This window comes from Mesorhizobium sp. CA10 (assembly GCF_020165285.1).
Taxonomy (GTDB): Bacteria; Pseudomonadota; Alphaproteobacteria; order Rhizobiales; family Rhizobiaceae; genus Mesorhizobium.
Map to the genome: position 1 here is coordinate 246,240 of NZ_JAIUHV010000008.1, position 19,206 is coordinate 265,445.

22 protein-coding genes are annotated in these 19,206 nt (G+C 63.8%); 15 read left to right on the forward strand and 7 right to left on the reverse strand.

The annotated features are described in order from the left end of the window. Positions 1-253: 253 nt before the first annotated feature. Positions 254-1,678 carry a hypothetical protein gene (locus LB535_RS18670; RefSeq protein ID WP_095767142.1) on the forward strand — a complete coding sequence of 475 codons (1,425 nt, stop codon included), beginning with the start codon at positions 254-256 and terminating at the stop codon, positions 1,676-1,678. 107 nt (positions 1,679-1,785) lie between these two features. On the opposite strand, the gene LB535_RS18675 is transcribed toward LB535_RS18670, so the two are convergent. The 4 genes from LB535_RS18675 to LB535_RS18690 all read right to left on the reverse strand — a co-directional run bounded on the left by LB535_RS18675 (position 1,786) and on the right by LB535_RS18690 (position 5,357). After that, positions 1,786-2,679 (reverse strand): hypothetical protein, encoded by an 894-nt coding sequence (locus LB535_RS18675; protein WP_224633235.1) that lies wholly within the window; start codon positions 2,677-2,679, stop codon positions 1,786-1,788. 91 nt (positions 2,680-2,770) lie between these two features. Next, positions 2,771-4,432 (reverse strand): acyl-CoA synthetase, encoded by a 1,662-nt coding sequence (locus LB535_RS18680; RefSeq protein ID WP_224633236.1) that lies wholly within the window; start codon positions 4,430-4,432, stop codon positions 2,771-2,773. Between the two features lie 118 nt (positions 4,433-4,550). Continuing rightward, on the reverse strand, positions 4,551-4,745 hold the full coding sequence (locus LB535_RS18685) for a hypothetical protein (protein WP_224633237.1): 195 nt from the start codon (positions 4,743-4,745) through the stop codon (positions 4,551-4,553). A gap of 24 nt (positions 4,746-4,769) precedes the next feature. Next, a complete protein-coding gene (locus LB535_RS18690) occupies positions 4,770-5,357 on the reverse strand; it encodes a helix-turn-helix transcriptional regulator (protein WP_224633238.1) in 588 nt (195 codons plus the stop codon). Between the two features lie 135 nt (positions 5,358-5,492). On the opposite strand from LB535_RS18690, the gene LB535_RS18695 reads away from it, so the two are divergent. The 3 genes from LB535_RS18695 (at position 5,493) to LB535_RS18705 (ending at position 8,445) form a co-directional block, all read left to right on the forward strand. Continuing rightward, positions 5,493-5,882 (forward strand): VOC family protein, encoded by a 390-nt coding sequence (locus tag LB535_RS18695; protein WP_224633239.1) that lies wholly within the window; start codon positions 5,493-5,495, stop codon positions 5,880-5,882. Positions 5,883-6,124: 242 nt separating this feature from the next. After that, entirely contained in the window at positions 6,125-7,228 is a 1,104-nt protein-coding gene (locus tag LB535_RS18700) for a KamA family radical SAM protein (protein WP_224633240.1), read from the forward strand. Between the two features lie 359 nt (positions 7,229-7,587). Continuing rightward, positions 7,588-8,445, forward strand: coding sequence for a BA14K family protein (locus LB535_RS18705; protein ID WP_318012313.1), 858 nt, complete (start codon positions 7,588-7,590; stop codon positions 8,443-8,445). A gap of 101 nt (positions 8,446-8,546) precedes the next feature. Here LB535_RS18705 and LB535_RS18710 read toward each other — a convergent pair whose 3' ends face one another. Continuing rightward, entirely contained in the window at positions 8,547-9,926 is a 1,380-nt protein-coding gene (locus LB535_RS18710; protein WP_224633241.1) for an FAD-binding oxidoreductase, read from the reverse strand. Between the two features lie 199 nt (positions 9,927-10,125). On the opposite strand from LB535_RS18710, the gene LB535_RS18715 reads away from it, so the two are divergent. The 8 genes from LB535_RS18715 to LB535_RS18750 all read left to right on the forward strand — a co-directional run bounded on the left by LB535_RS18715 (position 10,126) and on the right by LB535_RS18750 (position 15,256). Further along, entirely contained in the window at positions 10,126-10,998 is an 873-nt protein-coding gene (locus LB535_RS18715; protein ID WP_224633242.1) for a ferritin-like domain-containing protein, read from the forward strand. A gap of 91 nt (positions 10,999-11,089) precedes the next feature. After that, entirely contained in the window at positions 11,090-12,661 is a 1,572-nt protein-coding gene (locus LB535_RS18720; protein ID WP_224633243.1) for an FAD-dependent oxidoreductase, read from the forward strand. Positions 12,662-13,474: 813 nt separating this feature from the next. Beyond that, a complete protein-coding gene (locus LB535_RS18725) occupies positions 13,475-13,831 on the forward strand; it encodes a hypothetical protein (protein WP_224633244.1) in 357 nt (118 codons plus the stop codon). A 66-nt stretch (positions 13,832-13,897) separates the two neighbouring features. Further along, entirely contained in the window at positions 13,898-14,134 is a 237-nt protein-coding gene (locus LB535_RS18730; protein WP_224543967.1) for a hypothetical protein, read from the forward strand. A gap of 8 nt (positions 14,135-14,142) precedes the next feature. Further along, positions 14,143-14,460 (forward strand): hypothetical protein, encoded by a 318-nt coding sequence (locus tag LB535_RS18735; protein ID WP_224633245.1) that lies wholly within the window; start codon positions 14,143-14,145, stop codon positions 14,458-14,460. Further along, positions 14,457-14,729 (forward strand): DUF1488 domain-containing protein, encoded by a 273-nt coding sequence (locus LB535_RS18740; RefSeq protein ID WP_140846928.1) that lies wholly within the window; start codon positions 14,457-14,459, stop codon positions 14,727-14,729. The genes LB535_RS18735 and LB535_RS18740 overlap by 4 nt, the downstream gene beginning before the upstream one ends. 76 nt (positions 14,730-14,805) lie before the next feature. Further along, positions 14,806-14,988: a hypothetical protein gene (locus LB535_RS18745; protein WP_224633246.1), complete on the forward strand. Its 183-nt coding sequence runs from the start codon at positions 14,806-14,808 to the stop codon at positions 14,986-14,988. Positions 14,989-15,106: 118 nt separating this feature from the next. Beyond that, positions 15,107-15,256, forward strand: a complete 150-nt coding sequence (locus LB535_RS18750; protein WP_181181241.1) for a hypothetical protein — start codon at positions 15,107-15,109, stop codon at positions 15,254-15,256. Between the two features lie 203 nt (positions 15,257-15,459). On the opposite strand, the gene LB535_RS18755 is transcribed toward LB535_RS18750, so the two are convergent. Then, entirely contained in the window at positions 15,460-15,708 is a 249-nt protein-coding gene (locus tag LB535_RS18755) for a DUF982 domain-containing protein (protein ID WP_095770102.1), read from the reverse strand. A 344-nt stretch (positions 15,709-16,052) separates the two neighbouring features. Then, positions 16,053-16,493, reverse strand: coding sequence for a hypothetical protein (locus LB535_RS18760; protein WP_224633247.1), 441 nt, complete (start codon positions 16,491-16,493; stop codon positions 16,053-16,055). 261 nt (positions 16,494-16,754) lie between these two features. On the opposite strand from LB535_RS18760, the gene minC reads away from it, so the two are divergent. The 3 genes from minC to minE all read left to right on the forward strand — a co-directional run bounded on the left by minC (position 16,755) and on the right by minE (position 18,891). Further along, positions 16,755-17,645, forward strand: coding sequence for a septum site-determining protein MinC (gene minC, locus LB535_RS18765; RefSeq protein ID WP_224633248.1), 891 nt, complete (start codon positions 16,755-16,757; stop codon positions 17,643-17,645). Between the two features lie 161 nt (positions 17,646-17,806). Continuing rightward, positions 17,807-18,622, forward strand: a complete 816-nt coding sequence (minD, locus tag LB535_RS18770) for a septum site-determining protein MinD (RefSeq protein WP_224633249.1) — start codon at positions 17,807-17,809, stop codon at positions 18,620-18,622. Further along, positions 18,619-18,891, forward strand: coding sequence for a cell division topological specificity factor MinE (gene minE / locus LB535_RS18775; RefSeq protein ID WP_042638296.1), 273 nt, complete (start codon positions 18,619-18,621; stop codon positions 18,889-18,891). Before minD ends, minE begins: the two co-directional genes overlap by 4 nt. Positions 18,892-19,206 lie beyond the last annotated feature (315 nt).

Sequence of the window (19,206 nt, forward strand, 5' to 3'; positions counted from 1 at the left end):
AGCTCGCTGTCTTTCCCTTCTGCTGCGCATGCTTTCAGCACCTATCCGGAGAGAAAGCTAACATATGTTAGGAACGGGAGAGGGGCTCACCTAGCGCGGATCCGCATCAGATTGGGACCGGCGATAACCTTAATTTTGGTTTCCTTTGCACAGGCTTCCCGAACGGAAGGTAACGCGATAGATTAGTAATTCGTTAAGTACGCCCGGGGGCGAGCGTAAAAGATGTGTCGTCGAGCGTAAGGGATGTGCCGTGATGAATTTCAAGTCTCTGATCAAGCGGGCCGAGGACGTCGATAAGGAATTTCAGGAACTCCAATCGGATCTGGCGGAGGCGTTCGAGGACGTTCTCAAAGATGACGAACAGCCGCCGTCGGAAGACGACGCCGTCGCCGGTCGGGAACTGGTTGCAAGCGACGAGAATCCGCCGGCCGAAGAGCCGTCCGACGCATCGGCATCGCGGCTGACACCGCATACCCAGACGCGGCTGGCCGCCCTGGAGGCCGTCACCGGGCTTTTCCGGGACGGGCAGGGCCATCTGCAGGAGATCGAGGCAAAGCTGGCGGAGATCGCCACTGCGCATCATATGACGCGCGAAGTCCTCAACGTCTTCCATCGCGACGTGTTGCGCTCCAACGAGCTGGAGCTGGCAAACCTCGCTCTCACCGCCGAACACAAGACCTTGTCGGAACAATTGCTTGACGCCGCCCGCCGGCAGCGCGAACGCGACGGCGCGGCCGAAGCGTGGCAGCAGCGCGAGGCGAGCCTCGTCCAGGACCGGGAGCAGCTGCGCTCGGCGCTTGCGGCGGTGCGCCTGGAGCTGGTGGAGATGGGCAATGAGACCGCCAGGCGCGAGACGGAGTTCGGCGAGATCGTCAAAGCCCTGACGGCCAAGACCGTCGAAGTCGACAGGCGCGGCGCCGAGAACAAGCTGCTGCGCGAAAAGCAGGTCGGCCTTTCGGTCGATCTGGAGCAGGCGCAAAAGCGCGAGGCGGAGGCCCGGCACAAGTTCGACGAGTTCGCGGCAACCCACGCCAGCGAAACCGCCCATATCGCCGAGCTGATGGCTCAAATCGGCAACCACGAAAAGGAAGAAACCCGGCTGCAGAAAGCGCTCGAGGCAGCGCAGGCCAGGCTTGCCGAAACAATCGAGGCGGCGCGGATCGCCGAGAGCGACAGCACCGCCGAATTGGCACGCAGCCACGCGGAAATGCGCGGTTTGCGTGCCGAGATCCAGGAACTGCAGTCGCGTCTGGACAAGGTCTCGACCGACAATGGCGAAGCCACGGACGAGATCACCAGGTTAAAGGCGCAGCTGAACGACGCCGTCACCGAACGCCAGATTGCGGAGAAAAGGCTCGCCGTTCTCAAGGACGAGAGCGAAGCCGACAAGAAGAACCTGTCCGAGGTCAGCACCAATTTCTCACGGCTTTCGCTGCAGCAGGCGTCGGAGCAGATCCAGCTCGATATCCAGAAGCAGGAATGCGAGGATTTGCGCGCCGAAGTCGAAGCGCTCAACGCCCGCATCCGGGAATTGCTGCCTTACGAGCGCCTGCATCGGGTGACCGACGCAAGGTCGCGCATGGATGCCGCGCCTCAAACCAACGGGATCATCGCGGAAGCGGCGCGCCCCGTCGCGCGGCGCGTTTCTCGGCGCAACATGCGGGCGAACGGAGGCTGAGGGTTTCGAGCGGCTCGGCTTCGACAGCGCCGGCCCGCTCTATCTCTATGGTTTGAAACCGCTCCACTTCGAGAGCCGCTGCGCTTTCCTGGAATTGCCCTGGCGGACTATTTCCCAGCCATGTCGTCGGCAAGGTCCTGCGCCTGCTTGAGCAGCGCCGGGAAGGACGGGTCGCCGGGCAGGCGCTGGGCCATGCAGGCGCGGTAGTCGGCGTCGCCCTTTTCCCAGGCGGCGTTGGCGGGATCGGAGACCTGCGGATCGTCCTGGTCCGAACCCTGGTCGGCCTGCTGGGCTTTCTGCGCGGCGGCGTCGGCGGCTGCCCAGATTGAATCGCAGGCCGCGATCTTCGGCACGGCGGGCGAGGCGGGTGCCTCGGCAATCAGCACGCGGTCGCCTTTGACGACCGCCACGACGACGTGCTGATCGTAGATCGGTCCGACGTCCTGGGTCCAGCCGCCAAGCCGCGCGACCACCGCATCGGCGCCGACGGGCTTCTTCAGCGAAAAGTCGAGCGTGCCCGAGAATGCCGCGTCGCTGCCGATGGCTTGGGTATAAAAACTGTCGAGCTTCAACGCCGCTCCGATGTCGGCGGGCAGCTTGAAATCCGCTTCCGCTTCGGACGATTTGGACTTGAGCCAGCGCTCGGTCAACCCGCGCGTCGAGGCGACGATGCTTGGGCCGTCGTCGCTCTGCGCATATCGCAGCCCGTCCAGCATGCCGTAGCCGATATCGGAAGCGTTGAGGCTTTGAACATTGATGGTACCGGTCGCCGGAAAGCCTTTGACGGAGAGCGGACCGAGGATGGCGGCGAGGCGCTGCTGGAGGTCGGCCAGCGCCTTCTCGTTCTGGGCATCGATAGTTTCGATCGCCGTATTGGCGCTTTCCTGCGCGGTCATATCGGCGATCGCCTTGTCGCGCGCGACGATATAATCATCTTCCGGCGAGGCGGCATATGCCGCGTTGCCCGCCAGCGCAATGAGAAGCGTCAAGATCAACCGCATGCTGCAACCCCAAATTAGCGATCAAAGCCCTTGGGAGCCATCGCCCGACTTGGCGGCTTTTGCGTGGCGGAAATCATGGAGAGCCAAATCTTTATTCCGCCTTGCGCTTCTCCACCTCGGCCTTCCTCAGCAAGAACCGCTGGATCTTGCCGCTCGGTGTCTTCGGCAGTTCGCTGACGAACTCGACCTCGCGCGGATAGGAATGCGCAGACAGCCGCTTCTTCACATGCTGGGCGAGTTCCTCGGCCAGCGCCTCGCTGCCCTTGAAGGCGGGCGCCAGCACTACGAATGCCTTGACGATCTCCGTGCGCTGCGGATCGGGCACCCCGACGACGGCCGCCTCGTTGACCGCCGGATGCTCGATCAGCGCGCTTTCGACATCGAACGGTCCGATGCGGTAGCCGGACGAGGTGATGACATCGTCGGCCCGCCCGATGAAGGAGACGGAGCCGTCCGTCTCATATTCCACTGTGTCGCCGGTGCGGTAGTAGCCGCCCGCGATCGCCGGCGTTTCCGCCTGGTGGTAGCCGTCGAACCCGCGCAGCGGCGAGTTGGCGATATCGACCGCCAGCACGCCGGGTTGGCTGGGGCCGAGTTCGTTGCCTGCCTCGTCCAGCACCACCATGCGGTAGCCGGGCATGGCAAAGCCGGCCGAGCCGGCGCGAACCGTATGCGCCAGACCATGATGGTTGTTGACCATCATGCCGTTCTCGGTCTGGCCGTAATGATCGTGGATCGGCGCTGCAAGATGCGCGTCGAACCAGCGGATCACCTCCGGATTGAGCGGCTCGCCGGCGCTGCTCACCACGCGCAGCCTGCCCTTGACGCGGGCCGCGGCCTCGGGCCCTTCCGCCATTAGCAGGCGATAGGCTGTCGGCGAGCCGGCCAGGCTGGTGACGCCCAGACGCTCGATGATGTCGTAGGTCGATTTGGCGTTGAACGCGCCTTCGTAGAAGGTGGTGGCGATGCCGAGCTGCAAAGGCCCGGTGATGGCGTAGTAGAGCCCATAGGCCCAGCCGGGATCGGCGATGTTCCAGAAGATGTCGTCGGGCCGAAGCCCGATCGCGTCGCGCATATAGGCGCCGAAGGCAAGCAGCGCGTTGAGCGGCACCGGCACCCCCTTCGGATGTCCTGTCGTGCCGGAGGTCGACATCATCATGAACAGGTCGGTGCCCTTGCGCATGACCGGCTCGCAATCGGGAGAGGCGCCCTCCAGCGCCGCGCGGAAATCGACGTCGCCTGCTGTGAGGGCATCGCCGGGGCCAAGAATGGTGGCGATGCGCGAACGGTTTTTCACCTCGTCGAGCTTGGCGCGGTTTGCGGGGTTGGTCACCACCAGCTTCGCCTTGCTGTAGTTCAGGCGATGCTCGATAGCCTTCGGCCCGAAAGCGGTGAACAGCGGCTGGTAGACCGCGCCGACCCGCCACGTGCCGAGGATCAGCGCCACCAATTCGGGGATGCGCGGCAGCATGCCGGCGACGACGTCGCCAGGGCGCACGCCGAGACCTTTGAGCAGGGTGCCGACGCGGCCCGCCATGTCGGCCAGATCGTCGAAGGAGTATTCACGCAATTCACCGGCAGCCGAGATCGCGCGCAGCGCCAGCCGGTTTTCGCCGGTATAGCGGCCGCAGCATTCGACATAGGCGTTGATGCCGGTCGCCGGATCGCCGTGGAGGCGTGCGATCTCGTCCTCGATGCGGAATTGCGCAACGGCATCCTCATAGCGCGGCAGCGCCGCTGGCGTGTCGGTCATGGCAATCCTCCCTCGGCGGCGGATCATTTCCCCATGATCGCCGCCGGAGGAGATTGCATGAAAGGAGGGCGCTGGTCGATTGCGGCAGCGTCTTTCTCCCCGTTTTACGGGGAGCTCCTTATCCACGCTTCCGATAAAGGCTCAGCGTTATCTCCTTGCCCACGCCCACGGCCGTCAGCATAAAATAATCATAGACCCTGATTTCGCCGCTCGGACCGACCATCCGCTTCGACCAGATCGGCGCTTCCTCGACCCGCATCTCGGCCCATTGGCGCGCGAAGTCGGGACTCAGCGCCTTGAGTGGATCGAGCACGGCGCGGATGTCGGCAGCAGACGCTTATTCGACGGTCGCGGCGCGGAATTGCGCGATCGCCGAGCGAGCTACCACTTCCCAGTCGGCGAACAGGCCGCGCCAGGCGGGATCGAGGAAGAACCGCGCCAGCAGGTTGCGCCTTGCGGGATCGTCCTGATCGAAGCCGCCGAACGAATCCGCCGCCTCGTCGTTCCAGGCAATGAAGTCCCAGGCGCGGTTGAGCGCATAGGCCGGGTTGGGCGAGAGCGTGGCGAGCAATCCGACAATGCGAGGATCGGGCGAGGGGCCGTCGAGCGGCGTCGCCTCAGGCCGCCATTCCGGCTTTGCGAGCTTGAACAGGTGCTGGTGTTCCACAGGCACGAGGTCCAGCACGTCGGCGAGCGCATTGAGCACCTGCGCGGAAGGATTGGCCTCGCGGCCCTGTTCTAGCCACGTATACCAGGTGGCGCTGATCCCTGCGAGCAGCGCGACTTCCTCACGCAGCAGCCCGCTTGCGCGCCGTCGCGTGCCGGTGCGGATGCCATGCCGTGACGGCTCGACGCGTTCGCGCATGGCGCGCAGGAAGCGGCCGAGTTCCTTACGCCTATCCATCTCGGTGGTCTGTTCCAGCATGCTCGTGCCTCGAAGGGGGTGGCGACGCTACTAGCAGCGCCGCTCATCTTGTACCACCTTGCTACCAGTATAATGAGGCAGCGCATCGACAATCACGCCGCGTCGGAACGCGGCGCCAGACTAAGGATTCCGCAAATGAATGCGCTGAAAAACATCAGGAATATCGACTACACCGTCCTCTTCGCCCGCGACATGAAGGAGATGCGGCGTTTCTACGAGGACGTGATGGGCTTTCGCGTCCATTCCAGCCTGGGCGAGAGCTGGATCGCCTACCAGGTCGGCTCGTGCCTCCTGGCGCTCACTGAGCGCGGCGTGATGTTCAACGACTTGCCGACCCCGGCGGGCGCGCTCTCCATGCAGCTCGCCTTCCGGGTGACGCCTAGCCAGGTTGACCAATGCGCCGAGACGTTGCGTGAGAAGGGCGTGGCGATCGAAAGTGGGCCGACCGACCGGGCCTGGGGTCACCGCACGCTGTTCTTTCGGGATCCCGACGGCAATGTGCTGGAGATCTACGCCGATATCTAGCCTTGCGGCAGTTGAATGCCTTGCGGCAAGCGGCTCGTCGACTTCTACGAGACAGTCACGGGCATCAAGCTCACGGTCTACACCGAGGATTTCGCCGAGCTGCTTGCTTCACGCCGGTGACGGCGGAGGCGATTGCGAAGCTCAAGCGGTGAGAGTTCCAAGTTCCCAACACGGCGTAACGCGGTATGCGGTTGACCACATCGACCATCCGGCCGATAGGGACGGCGAACCAGAGAACCGCAATGACCACTAATCTCAAACAGCCGGCCGCCCCCGACGCCGCCTGGCAAGCCGAAGTCCGCGCCGGCGTGCGCCATGTCCGCGACCTCGCCTCGCTGCCGCTTTCGGCCGCCGAGCGCGCCGTCATGCAAGAAGCCGCGGCGGCGCACAAGGTGCGCGTGCCCAAACCCTATCTCGACTTGATCGACTGGGGCGACGCCAACGATCCGATCCGCGCACAGGTGATCCCGTCGCCGGGCGAGCTCGTCGCCACCGAAGGCGAGCTCGACGACCCGATCGGCGATCATGCCTTCAGCCCGGTGCCGCGCCTGACGCACCGCCATGCCGACCGCGTGCTTTTGTTCCCGACCTATCAATGCGCGGTCTATTGCCGCTTCTGCTTCCGCAAGGAATCGCTGACCTCGATCGGCCGCGGCTACACAAGCGAAGCGCTGGAGCCGGCGCTGGTCTACATAGCCGGGCACCCGGAAATCCGCGAGGTGATCCTGACCGGTGGCGATCCGCTGTCGCTGCCCGACAACGCACTGGCTGAAATCCGCGCCCGGCTGGAGGCGATCCCGCATCTCAGGCTTCTGCGCATCCATACCCGCGTGCCCGTGGTGCTGCCGTCGCGCATAACCTCCGGCTTGGTCGAGGCGCTGCAGGGCCGGCTGATGGTGACGGTTGTCACGCACTTCAACCATCCGCGCGAGCTCACGCCGGCGGCCGAGGCCGCTTGCAGGGCGATGCGGCAGGCGGGCTTCGTGCTGCTCAACCAGAGCGTTCTGCTGAAAGGCGTCAACGACCGAATCGAGGTGCTGGAAGAGCTTTGCCGTGAGCTGATGTATCGGTTGGGCGTAAAACCCTATTACCTGCATCATGGCGACCTCGCGCGCGGCATGGCGCACCGCCGCACCACGATTGCCGAAGGCCAGGCGCTGGTGGCCGAGCTGCGCCGGCGGCTCTCCGCCATCTGCAACCCGACCTACGTCATCGACCTGCCGGAGGGCGGCGGAAAGGTGCCGCTGGCGTCGAGCCATATCGAGGGCTGCGAGGATGGAACCTGGCGCATTCGCGGCCAGGACGGCAAGGCGAGGAGCTACAGGGAGGTAGTGGCGGACTGCTGAGCGCCCGCATGCCGCTCAAGCGCGGCCCCGCCGTCTCGTTTGGGGGCAATCTGCCGGGCCTGACCGGCCGCCGCCGGCTGCGAGTCCGAGGCGTGGGACTGCCATGTGAACGACCTGCTTTTATTCCTCTGTTTGCACGATGCGGCGTCGCACCAAAGGCGCGACACTGTCATCGATCCGTTTGGATCATCGTAAAGTCCCTTAGCTGCCTAGTCCCCAGCTGGGTTCACCTAGCGATCCTCTCGAAGCCCCGCGTGCTCCTCCCCGGAGCACGCGGGGCCCTTCGTTTGTTACCGCCGGGTCGCAACATCGCCCTCTTGCTGTGGGAACCGGATTCCGCGCCTCGCATTCTATCAGCGATGAAGGCTTTGTTGGGAATTGTCGGCGGCTTCGTGCTGACCCTTGCCGTGTTCGCCAGCGGGCTCGCCTTCGCCACCTGGCTGCTCGCCGCCAAGCCAGTGCGCCAGGCGACCCCGGCGATCGGCGTTTCCGAGCTCTGGACCAAGGACGCTCAGCCGGTCGATCCGCAAAAGCAGAACCTTCAGCGCATTCCCGCCCAGCAGGCTGCCGTCGCGCCCGCCCCAGCGGGCGAGCCGGCCAAGACCGACAGCGCAGTGCAGACGGCGACGCTCGCGGCGCCGACCGCACCCGCGCAGCCACAGCAGTTGCAGCCCACGACCGCCCAGCCGAACCATCCCGTGGCCGAGCCTGACGCGACCCAGTCTTCCCAGCCGGCTCCGGCCGATCAGCAGGCCGAGCAGCAATTGCCCGTGGCTCATCTGCAATGGTGCTCGGCCCGCTATCGCAGCTACCGTCCGGCAGAAAACAGCTACCGCTCCTACAGCGGCGAGCTGCGCCCCTGCATCTCACCCTATTACGACGCGATGGGCGACCGCACCGCCTCGACCGGCTCAAACGATCGGCAAGGCCAGGGTGGCCAAGCCGTCGGGACTGATCGGCAAACCGCCGCGGCCGATGATCAGACGAGCGACGACCAGGCCGAGATGGAAGGCTACGCGCCGTCGGTCGACGGCTACGTCACCACCTATGGCGGCCCGCCGGAAGAGATCTCGCCCGAGGCCGGGGCCGTGCGGGCACAGGGCCGGCAGATCTCGGCCGCCCATATCGACGATTGCTTCAGCCGCTACCGCTCCTACGATCCGCAGGACAACACCTACCAGCCCTTCGACGGCGGCCCGCGCCGCCAGTGCGAGTAGTGTTTCTGGCCCGCGACAGCGAAGAGGTGATCGCGAAGCGACCGGAGAGGGGCTGCGACACAGGCAGGTTCGCTCTAGCCCCTCGCGCTCCCCCGCCAAACTCAGCCCACGACCTTCCCCGGATTCATCACATTGCCCGGATCGATCAACTCTTTGATCGCCTTCGCCAAATCCCGCTTCACCGGATCAGCATGCCGCTCATAGGCCTCGCGTTTCTCCAGCCCCACCCCATGCTCAGCTGAGAACGAACCGCCGGCCTCGCGCAGCCCCTCATAGAGCACGTCCTCGATCGCCTCATGCCGCTCATGTGGAACCGGCCCTTCGCAATTGAGAGAGATATGCAGATTGCCGTCGGCGAGATGGCCGTAGACATAGGGCGCATATGAGGCGTCGAGCTTCTTCAGCCCCGCCTCGATGCGCGCCACATAGGCGTCCAGCGCGCCGGCCGGCACGGAGACGTCGAACGAGGGCGCCATAGGGTGCGCGCGCTCGATCTCAACGGTCTCCTCGCGCAGCCGCCACATCGCTGCGGCTTGGCCCTCGGAGCTCGCGACCAACCCGTCGACGATGCCGACCTCTTCCCAGATCGCCGCCAGCCCGCCCTCGAGCGCGCTTCTCGCCGCCTCGATCGAGTTGGCGCCTAGGCCCAGCACCAGCAGACAGGGCGCATCGAGCGGCAGGCTGCCCGAGGCATAGTTCAGCGATTGCTGCATGAGGGACGCAAAATTACGCCACAGGATCTCGGCGGCCGTGAGCCTCGCGCTGGTCGAGGTCAAAAAATGCCGCACGATGTGCTGGGCGCTGGCCGCATTCGGCACGCCGACAAGCGCGGTGGCACTCGCCCCGGCCACCGGATCGAGCCGCAGCGCCACGCGGGTGACGATGCCGAGCGTGCCTTCCGCGCCGATGAAGAGATGCTTCAGATCGTAGCCTGCGCTGGTTTTCAGCACCCGGGTGAGATCGCAAAACAACCGCCCGTCCGGCAGCACGGCCTCCAAGCCAAGCACGCGGTGGCGCATTGTGCCGTTGCGAAAGGCCATGATGCCGCCGGCGTTGGTGGAAACCATGCCGCCGATAGTGGCGCTGCCGCGCGCGGCAAGGTCGATGCCCGGGTCGAGCCCATGCTGGGCTGCCGCCTCCTGCAGCGCGCCCAGCGTCACGCCCGCCTGCACGATCGCCACGCGCGTGAACGGATCGATGTCCTCTATTCTGTTAAGCCCGCCAAGGTCGCAGATCACCTGCCCTTGGGAAGTGGCTGCTCCGCCCGCCAGCCCGGTGCGCCCGCCCTGCGCGACAAGACTGATGCCACGCTCCGAACAGAATTTCACCAGCGCCGCGACCTCTTCGACATCGCGCGGACGCACCAGAGCCGAGGCGCCGAAATTGCGGGTGTCGAAGCCAGGATCGCGCGAGGCGAGCTCGGCGGCGTCCCAGATGGTGGCGTTGGGGAGGGCGGCGCGGAGAGAGGGGAGGAGGGCCATGAAATGGATCCGGCGTCGGACGTGAAGCTCGTCCTATAGAGGAACCGCAGCCCGGGAGTCACGCCGGCACGCCCATCGAATCGCCCGGGTCCACAACCATACCGGCTCGGTTCAGGAACATTCCGCGTTTGGCGGAGTTGACAGGACGGCCCGCTCGTTTGAGGCCACACCGGTTCATGGCGGGCTTCGGGAGGAAGCTATGATCCATGCCACCCCTTCACTTCATGTTTCTCGCCGCGGCGCATTGCAAATTGGTCTTGGAGCGACGCTCGCTTCAGCGACCGGCGTCGCCCCCGTTTCGCCTGCTTTCGCACAGGATGACATAAAGGACGAAGACATTTTCCGGTTCGCGCTGAACCTGGAATATATGGAGGCCGAATACTACCTCCGGGGCACCACAGGAAAAGGCATCGACGATTCAGATGCCGGTTCCAAGCCCGGCGACGTCGTCGGCGGCAAGAAGGTTCCCTTCGAAACACCCGCACTGGCTGAATTTTTGCGGGAAGTCGCGGAAAATGAACTTGCCCATGTCAGGTTCTACCGAAAGACCCTGGCGTCGAATGCGGTGGACCGGCCGGCGATCGATTTTGATGCCGGCTTTGCCGCGGTCGCCAAGGCGGCCGGGCTCGGTGCCAACTTCGACCCCTTCGGCAACCAGATGAACTTCGTGCTTGGCGGCATGCTGTTCGAGGATGTCGGCGTCACCGCCTACGCCGGTGCGGCAACCGTCCTGAAGAACAAGGAATTCCTGGCAGCCGCGGCTGGAATCCTCGCGGTCGAGGCCTACCACATGGGGATGGCGCGGTCGTCGCTCTATCGCATGGGCGAGAAGGCCTGGAAGGCGGCGAATGCGATTTCCGACGCACGCGACAAGATCGACGGGCCCGATGACAAGGACCAGGGCATTCATGTCGACGGCAAGGCCAACTTCGTTCCTTCGACGCCGGATGCGATTGCCTTCACAAGGACCCCGCAGGAGGTGCTGCGCATTGTTTATCTGACCGACCAATCAGGTGTGAGCAAGGGCGGCTTTTACCCGAACGGGATGAACGGAACGCTCAAGAGCACCTAGCCGCGAGGATGGAGCCGGTCATGATGACCTACAACCTGCGCTGCGCAGCATTGGCCGCCGGCCGTCCGATATCGTCTCGACGGGGCGCGCGATGAACGTCAGCAGCGAAGCGACCAGATCGTTTTGGGTGCTCGACGCCAGCTTTCCCGGCGCGCCCCGCCTCGAGCAGGACGAGCATTGCGACGTGGCCGTCGTTGAAGCCGGCATCGCCGGGGTTTCGATTGCCTATGAACTGGCGCTGGCAGGGCGCAAGGTGGTGCTCGTGGATCGCGGCCCGTTGCTCGGAGGCATGACATCGCGCACGACCGCCCATCTGGCGCCGATCTGCGACGATGGCTTGAGCGCGCTGATCGATATGCGCGGCGAGGCGCTGGCGCGCGGATTTCAGGAGAGCCAGCAAGCCGCCGTCGACCGCATCGAACGGCACGTTGCCAGCCTGGAGATCGACTGCGATTTCCGACGGCTGGACGGCTTCCTTTTCCCGGCCGCATGGATGGACGAGAAGCAGGCCGCCAGAGAATGCAATAAGGAGTATGCGGCTGCGGCAAAGATCGGCGCTGAGGCTGAGCATGGCAAAGGCGTGCCGCTCAAGGGTCATGAATCGGCGCCCATCCTGCGCTACCCCGGACAGGCCACCTTCCACCCGCTGAAATATTTGCGCGCCCTGCTGGGTGATTTCGAGAAGCGAGGCGGCAAGGCATTCGCCGACAGTGCCGTGGTCGAGATCGAGGAGGGGGAGCAGGTTCGCCTGAAATGCGACGGCGGCTCCACCGTCACGGCTTCGAACGCGGTGTTTGCCACCAATTCCCCGATCAACACATGGGTCAAGATCCATAGCAAGATGGCGCCTTACCGCACCTATGCCATGGCTTTCGACATCGCCAGGGGAACCCTCCCGGATGCCCTCTACTGGGACATGGACGATCCCTATTATTACGTCCGCCTCAATCCAGGCCCCGGCAAGACGGACTGTCTCATCGCCGGCGGCCGCGATCACAAATCGGGCGAAGCGGATGACGGCGAGGCACGCTTTGCCGCGCTTGAAGCATGGATCAGGGCATTGGTACCCGATCTTGGTGGAGAAAGAGCGCGGTGGTCCGGTCAGGTTCTCGAAACGATCGATTATTGCGGCTTCATCGGCCGAAGCCCCGGCAACGGCAACGTCTTCATGGCCACCGGCGATTCCGGCCAGGGCATGACGCATGGTGCATTGGCCGGACTGCTGATCCGCGATCTGATCGTGGCCGGATCGAACCCATGGGAAGCCGTCTATGCTCCCGACCGGAAGCCGCCCGCCGCGCTCGCGCACTACGTCAATGAGAACCTTACAACAGTGAAGAACCTCGCCGGCTACTTGCTGCCCGGTGAGGTCAAGTCGGCCGGCGACCTCAAGCCTGGCGAAGGCGGCATCCTGCAGGACGGCTTGAGCAAGTTCGCCGTGTGCCGCGACCGCGACGGCAAGCTGCACCGGCATTCGGCCAGTTGCACCCATCTCGGCTGCATCGTGCACTGGAATTCGACCGAGCAATGCTGGGATTGCCCCTGCCATGGCTCGCAGTTCGCGCCGGACGGTACGGTGCTCAACGGCCCTGCCATCCGCGGCTTGGCCCGGCCGGAGGGTCGCGGATCTCGCGCGGAGCCCAAGGTGGCGTCCGGAGAGTGACCTGTAGCGGTTCACCCTTTAACGCAAACGCCTCGGAGGAAGCGGTGGCCGGACGACCATATAGCCGCTATGTGCCCGGATTTTCGGTGGCTTTTTTCTGGCCAAGCCTGTCGTCGTGTAGACGGCTTTGGTTGTGGCCGATAGGAGTGAAAAAATAATTCCGGGGAAGCTCAAAAATGTTTGGGTGAAATAATCCGAAGATTTTAGGCGAGCGCCTAGAAATCGATTTACCGCTGTTTCAGGCTCGGACCCGAGATTTCTATTTACCTGGAAAAAAAATAATAGACGTGTAAGTCTTGCTTTGAGCGCAATTGAGGCGCATACAAAAAGTGTTGATTTGGTTGAGTTTGGCTTTCGCCCCGTCGGAGCCGCGCCAATCCTTTCCGAATTTTCGACAGCGAAGCGTTGCGCCGGTCCGGCGCGGCAGCTTGCTCGTTTGAACCCTGGAACGACGCAGGGCGCTGACCACGGATGTACTGGCAGCACCGCAAATCGTTCCAGCGGTTCGACTGAATAACGCGGAAGTCCATCCTAGCATGTTTTCACGGGAAAGCTGCAATCGTGGCCATTCGCATCGCGTCCATCGTCGTCGTCTGCTTCGGCTCTCCTTGGTGCTGCCGCGCTTCAGACGCGCCGCGACCGCAGAGTATCTACCGATCTCGACGAGGAGGCCCGGAAGGGTCTTTCCCGCGACGCAACGCGGCCTCTTTCATTCACCTGCCGGCGATCCTCCGCCCAATGGGGTTCGCACGGTAAAAGCATCGATCAACCGGCCTCTCTCGAGGCGGCGCTCGAAGACGACCGGAGACCATCATGACAAGCCTTATGCAGCGCAACACACGGCCGATACGGCACGGCGCCCCGCCGCGCTTGTTCGACATCGGACAGGCGGTCCGTCTGAAGGGAGATTTCCGGACATTGACCGCGGAGGTCTACCACGTCACCGGCACGCTGCCGCCAAAAGAAAACTCGCCGCAATACCGCATCCGCAGCGACACCGAACCGCATGAGCGCGTGGTGACCGAGGATAGGCTGGAATCGGCCGGAACCCCGGCCTCGGATCCCGGCCTGATGCTGATCGAAAGGACGTTCGGACATGGCCAAGGGACGGCAACGCTCCAATCGCGAAATGAGGACGCCGAAGCAGGGAAGAATTCCGACCAGGCCTGAGAGCCCGTTCAATCAAGGCGCCGGCCTCGGCGCGAAGGGCTCGATGCCATCGCGCGGCGGGTCTCGATGAAGGTCGTGATCGAATTCTATCGCACGCGCGTCAGCGATGACGCGCATGCCGTCATCGGCCGCGAGACGGTGCTGGCAACGGGTCTCGACGATGCAATCGAGATCGCGCGGCTTCTGGCGAGGACGCTGAACATGCCGCAGTGGCCGGATGCGGTCACGATCTCCGAAGCTGACGGCGCGGCGCTTTATTCGGAGATTATCGCCGCGCAGGAAGGCGAGGAAAGACAGGTATGAACAGGTCCATGGCCAACGGCGAGACCGAGGCGGGCCACAAGGCCGTATCCGGCTGTTCCCCAAACAACAGAGGCTTGTCGGGTCACGCCTTCAGGGATCATCAATACGGCCGCCGCGTCGAAGCGGATCATTCCTGGACCGTTTACCATGTCTTCACCGGGATTCCGGCGCATGTCGACGGCGCTCCGATGGTCGGACTGACGCGTGCGCATGCGACGACGAGCATGCTGAATCTCAACCGTCGCAATGTCGAGGCTCGAAAGGAATGGAATAGAACCAGGCCGGCAGCAGCTGAACACGCTGAAACACGGGTGGGCAACCCATGACGCTCGCCTTTCCAAATCCCAGCCGGAGTTTCGATCAAACACGCCGCGCCGTCTGCTTCATTGGCCATGACGGTATGTTCCAGGTCCGCTTCTTCGTCGAGGTCGAGGTCCTTGGGACATTTGGCGATGCTGGGGGCAAGGAAACGGCCGAGATGGCATATCTTTCGGCATTCGACGCCTTGCGCAGTTCCATCCAGGATGCCGCCAGCAAAGCATATGCGCGCGAGCGCCGAAACTCCTACACGCTCACGGCTTCCGGCTTCCGATAGGCAGAAAGCCAATGTCGAGGAAAGCGCGCAGCCGCGAATAGTCTTAGCCTGGCTGCTACAAGAAAGGATAGTGCCGATGCGTTTCATGAAAACCCCCGAGACGCCGCCCGCCGCGATCAAGCCGATTGTCAGGTCCTCAAGCATCATGTCCGCTCGGCTGACGGTCAGGAAGGACGAGGCAGCAAGGCGCAAGCTCGCCGACACTGACGGCACCTTGCGGCGGGCACGTCAGATCGCAGAACGCAATCGCCTGATTTGACATGATGGCCGCCTGACAAGTGCCTCTTGCTTGGGCCTTATGTCTCGCGAACTGTCTTTCCCGCTCCTGGGCATGTCCAAGTCCCAAGGCGCAAATTGCCTAAACCGGAAGAAATACCATGGCGATGAAACCCAACTACCGATACGAGCGCAGCAAACGCGATCAGGCGAAGGCGGCAAAGAAAGAGGCGAAGCTCGCGGCCAAGGTGGCGAAAGAGAAAGTGGTGGATCCGGAAGACGAGCGGGAGGGGAGCACTGACAACCGATGATGTCGCGTTAGGCAGGCCGGCCTTGGAACCGCAATGACACAACGAGAGTCCGATCACTTCGAAATCGATGTGGAATGCCCGCGGTGCCATCACCAGGCGAAAACGCGTGTGGGCTGGATACGCGCTCACACCCAGATGGAGTGTGAAAATTGCGGCGAGATCATCGACATCGAAAGTAAGAATTTCAGACCGCGCGAGCAGCCTTAAGGCGTCACAAGAATGGCCGCCTCGCGGGCGGCTGCTATGAACGCCTTGCGCGCGAATGAAGCCGGTCGGCGCCCACTGTTTACATCCGTGCAGGCCTGAATGGCTGCACGGTGCTTGTCGCTTCGCTTGCCGCGCCATCTTCGAAGCAGGAAGTCCAGGCAGGCGGCGGCATCGCCGATTGCCTCCCGTCCGCCGGCCGGATCAACGATGATCGTCACCGACTGGTCGAATTTTTCATTTGCCATCACTGCGCTTAGGCCGGGGCGCGCAACATAGCAAGCACTGTTTGTAGTGGGACTCTCGGGTGGGCGAACGGGAAGTAGCTTGAATGTCGCGATGTTAGGCGACGGGCTGGGAAACCAGCTGCAAGCAAAGCTCCGTACGCATGGTGCAAGATCAAGGAGAGGCTCCTGGACAGCCCGACCCTACTCAGCAAGAGATCAAGCCGGACTGTCCTCGCCGCACCAGCGAGATCGTATCGTGCGCCTTTGTTTCCTGTCTGGCCAGCCAAACCGCTGCAAATGAGAGCCGTTGAGCTGCCAACCGCGACTTGTGCAGAGGTTCGATCGCCGATCGGCAATTCGCTTCTCTAGCTGCAGCTCGCCCAGATCGAGCAGCCGACCTTCTGCCCCGTGGCCGTATCCCGCACCGTCTTCGCATACACCCGCCGCAGGCCGGTCCGGTTGGATGCGACATCCTTGCTTGCGAGGTAGGTCGGGTCGCCGACTTCCCAGTGGTAGCGCGTGTTGGCAGGCGCCTGCTTCCAGGTGAATTTCGAGCGGTAGGCCACCTGGCCTGGCGCGGTGTTGTCGAACCGGCAGTCGATGGTCGCCGGCATCATTCCCTTGGCGCTCATCGCGCTGACGACCTTGTCCGCGTCGGCGGTCGTCAGCCATTGGTCTGTGCTGCTCGTCTGGTATGCGTCTATTCCGCTCGGCTGGTGCGTCATGCATCCTGCAAGCACCATCAGGACTGCCATTGCGGCACCTGTCTTGCCTGCTCGCTTGCTGTCTAGCCGGTCAATGCCCATGCTCGTATCCTCCCTGAAGAGAGTGGAAAGTTCCGGGCAAGAAGATGGTCCGCGCGCGTCGCTTCGTATATTAGGCGCTTCACACGCCTGGCTCGTCGGAGCCTCGATCTTCGGCGAATTGCGGGGCGGCGGCTGGTCTTGTGACCGCCCGGCCACAGCAGTTAGCCGCGTCAGCTATTAACGGCTCCAATCCCCAAAATTAACCTTTTGTTAACCATTAGCCCGGCACCCTTTAACCATTGAGTAAGGATTCGCCCGAACGTGACCTTCGCCGCCCCTTTGCACAACAAATCGATCCGCTTTCGCGCCCGTTCCTTCGTCGCTTTCACGCTGACGCCGGAAGCGCCGATCGCCGACTGGCTGGAGGGGTTGGATCACTGGATCGCCAATTCGCCCGGCTATTTCAACGGCCGCCCGGTGGTGCTGGATTTGAACACCTTGCAACCGGGGCCGGAGGAGATCGCAGCACTTGTCGGCGTGCTCGGCTCGCGCGGCATCCGCGTCTATGCCATCGAGCTCGAAGGCGCCGAGCTCGGGTCTGAATTGCCGCCGCTCTTGGCCGGCGCCAAGGAGGCGACCGCCGAGGGCCTGCTTGGCAGGGCCGCGCGCAAGGCGCGGGCGGAAGAGCTGGAAATGGCCGTCGCCGGGGAGCGGGCCGAGGTGACCCGGCAAACGATCCATGCGGCGGCGCCTGCCGAGGTTCTGCAGGCGACCGGCGATGAGCCGGTGGATCCCGAACTGGCAAGGCTGGAAGCGGTCAGGATCGAGCCGGCCCAGGCCGAACCGGAAAGGCCAGGGCAGGGCGCCGTGCCGGCGCCTGCCGCCGGCACGCTGATGATCAAGGCGCCGATCCGCTCCGGGCAGTCGGTCTTCCATCCGCATGGCGACGTGATCGTGCTGGGCTCGGTTGCGTCCGGCTCGGAAATCGTCGCCGGCGGTTCGATCCATGTCTATGGCACGCTGCGCGGTCGGGCGATCGCCGGCTCGGAAGGCAATATTTCGGCCCGCATTTTCTGCCGCAAAAACGAGGCCGAGCTGCTCGCCGTCGACGGCTGGTACACCACGGCCGAGGAGATGGAAGGCACCTCGCGCGGCAAGGCCGTGCAGGCCTTCCTCGACAATGATGCGTTGTGCGTGGTGCCGCTCGGCTGAGTTCTTGGCCGCAAGCTTCGGACCGGTTTCGCGTGCGAAGGTTGTCGGTGCATGTCGCCCCAAGTGCAGCGGTCTTGGGAGAACGATGTGCACCAAAAGCGAAAGATCCCGCCGTGCCTGGCACGGCCAGAGAATAAAAACCGCCAATGGAGGCTGGATATATGGGCAAGGTAGTCGTGGTCACATCGGGCAAGGGGGGCGTCGGCAAGACAACCTCGACGGCCGCGCTCGGCGCCGCCGTGGCCAGGACAGGCAAGAAGGTGGCGCTGGTCGATTTCGACGTCGGGCTGAGAAACCTCGACCTCATCATGGGCGCCGAGCGCCGCGTGGTGTTCGACCTCGTAAACGTTATCCAGGGCACGGCGAAGCTTTCGCAGGCGCTGATCCGCGACAAGCGGCTGGAGTCTCTCTACCTGCTGCCCGCCTCGCAGACGCGCGACAAGGACGCGCTGACCGAAGAGGGCGTGGCGGAAGTCATCGCCCGGCTGCGATCGGTGTTCGACTATGTGTTCTGCGACAGCCCTGCCGGCATCGAGCGCGGCGCTCAGCTCGCCATGCGCTTCGCCGACGAGGCGGTCATCGTCACCAATCCGGAAGTCTCGTCGGTGCGCGACTCCGATCGCATCATCGGCCTGCTCGATGCCCGCACCATGAAGGCCGAGCAAGGCGAGCTGGTGCAAAAACACGTGCTGGTCACGCGCTATGACGCGGCGCGCGCGGCGCGCGGCGAGATGCTGTCGATCGACGACGTGCTGGAGATCCTCTCGACGCCGCTGCTCGGCATCATCCCGGAAAGCCAGGATGTGCTGCGGGCCTCCAATCTTGGCTCGCCCGTCACGCTCTCGGAACCGCTCAATGGTGCCGCAAAGGCTTACCTCGAAGCGGCAAGACGCCTGGAAGGCGAGGACCTGCCGGTGGTCGTCCCCTTCGAACGCAAGGGCTTCCTCGACCGGCTTCTCGGAAGGAGGGCCGCATGAGCATCCTCGATCTCTTCAAGCGGCGCACCAGCGCGCCGGTGGCGCGCGAGCGGCTGCAGCTGCTGCTCGCCTATGAGCGCCAGAGCCGCGGCCAGCCGGATCTCGTCTCCATCCTGCGCGAGGAGATCATGGCGGTCATCGCCAAGCATGTGCAGATCGACCAGGACTACCTCCAGGTCTCGATGGACCGCGGCGCGACCATGTCGACGCTGGAGATCGACATCCAGATCCCCAACAAGAGTGCCGCGCCGCTCGCCATGGCGGGATAACGCCGGCGCATTTCTCTCCCTCGCCAAAGGCGGGGGAGAGGTGGCCGTGCTGCGGCCGGAGTGGGGCCAGCGCTTACGCTTCGTCATCCTCGGCTTGATCCCAGGATTCACGCCGTACCTTCGACTTGGAGCGCGGCGGTCCAGAATTCCGTACGCGTTGCAACGCGTTAGCGCCATGGCATGACCCTGGGTCTGCGCGTCGCTTCGCTCCTTGCTCCGCGCCAGGATGACGAAGGCGTAAACCTCACTCTCTTGTCCCACCATCCGCCCCGCACTGCCTCACGACAGCGCGGTGCCCGCGCCCTATCTCCATTC

Bases quoted from the DNA above. Each gene is read 5' to 3' on its own strand.
- LB535_RS18760 (WP_224633247.1), bottom strand. From the start codon at position 16,493: ATGGGCATTGACCGGCTAGACAGCAAGCGAGCAGGCAAGACAGGTGCC.
- LB535_RS18720 (WP_224633243.1), top strand. From the start codon at position 11,090: ATGAACGTCAGCAGCGAAGCGACCAGATCGTTTTGGGTGCTCGACGCC.
- LB535_RS18695 (WP_224633239.1), top strand. From the start codon at position 5,493: ATGAATGCGCTGAAAAACATCAGGAATATCGACTACACCGTCCTCTTC.
- LB535_RS18680 (WP_224633236.1), bottom strand. From the start codon at position 4,432: ATGACCGACACGCCAGCGGCGCTGCCGCGCTATGAGGATGCCGTTGCG.
- LB535_RS18715 (WP_224633242.1), top strand. From the start codon at position 10,126: ATGATCCATGCCACCCCTTCACTTCATGTTTCTCGCCGCGGCGCATTG.
- LB535_RS18745 (WP_224633246.1), top strand. From the start codon at position 14,806: ATGCGTTTCATGAAAACCCCCGAGACGCCGCCCGCCGCGATCAAGCCG.
- LB535_RS18675 (WP_224633235.1), bottom strand. From the start codon at position 2,679: ATGCGGTTGATCTTGACGCTTCTCATTGCGCTGGCGGGCAACGCGGCA.
- LB535_RS18670 (WP_095767142.1), top strand. From the start codon at position 254: ATGAATTTCAAGTCTCTGATCAAGCGGGCCGAGGACGTCGATAAGGAA.
- LB535_RS18705 (WP_318012313.1), top strand. From the start codon at position 7,588: ATGAAGGCTTTGTTGGGAATTGTCGGCGGCTTCGTGCTGACCCTTGCC.
- minE (WP_042638296.1), top strand. From the start codon at position 18,619: ATGAGCATCCTCGATCTCTTCAAGCGGCGCACCAGCGCGCCGGTGGCG.
- LB535_RS18725 (WP_224633244.1), top strand. From the start codon at position 13,475: ATGACAAGCCTTATGCAGCGCAACACACGGCCGATACGGCACGGCGCC.
- LB535_RS18735 (WP_224633245.1), top strand. From the start codon at position 14,143: ATGGCCAACGGCGAGACCGAGGCGGGCCACAAGGCCGTATCCGGCTGT.
- LB535_RS18755 (WP_095770102.1), bottom strand. From the start codon at position 15,708: ATGGCAAATGAAAAATTCGACCAGTCGGTGACGATCATCGTTGATCCG.
- minD (WP_224633249.1), top strand. From the start codon at position 17,807: ATGGGCAAGGTAGTCGTGGTCACATCGGGCAAGGGGGGCGTCGGCAAG.
- LB535_RS18690 (WP_224633238.1), bottom strand. From the start codon at position 5,357: ATGCTGGAACAGACCACCGAGATGGATAGGCGTAAGGAACTCGGCCGC.
- LB535_RS18740 (WP_140846928.1), top strand. From the start codon at position 14,457: ATGACGCTCGCCTTTCCAAATCCCAGCCGGAGTTTCGATCAAACACGC.
- LB535_RS18710 (WP_224633241.1), bottom strand. From the start codon at position 9,926: ATGGCCCTCCTCCCCTCTCTCCGCGCCGCCCTCCCCAACGCCACCATC.
- LB535_RS18700 (WP_224633240.1), top strand. From the start codon at position 6,125: ATGACCACTAATCTCAAACAGCCGGCCGCCCCCGACGCCGCCTGGCAA.
- LB535_RS18750 (WP_181181241.1), top strand. From the start codon at position 15,107: ATGGCGATGAAACCCAACTACCGATACGAGCGCAGCAAACGCGATCAG.
- LB535_RS18730 (WP_224543967.1), top strand. From the start codon at position 13,898: ATGAAGGTCGTGATCGAATTCTATCGCACGCGCGTCAGCGATGACGCG.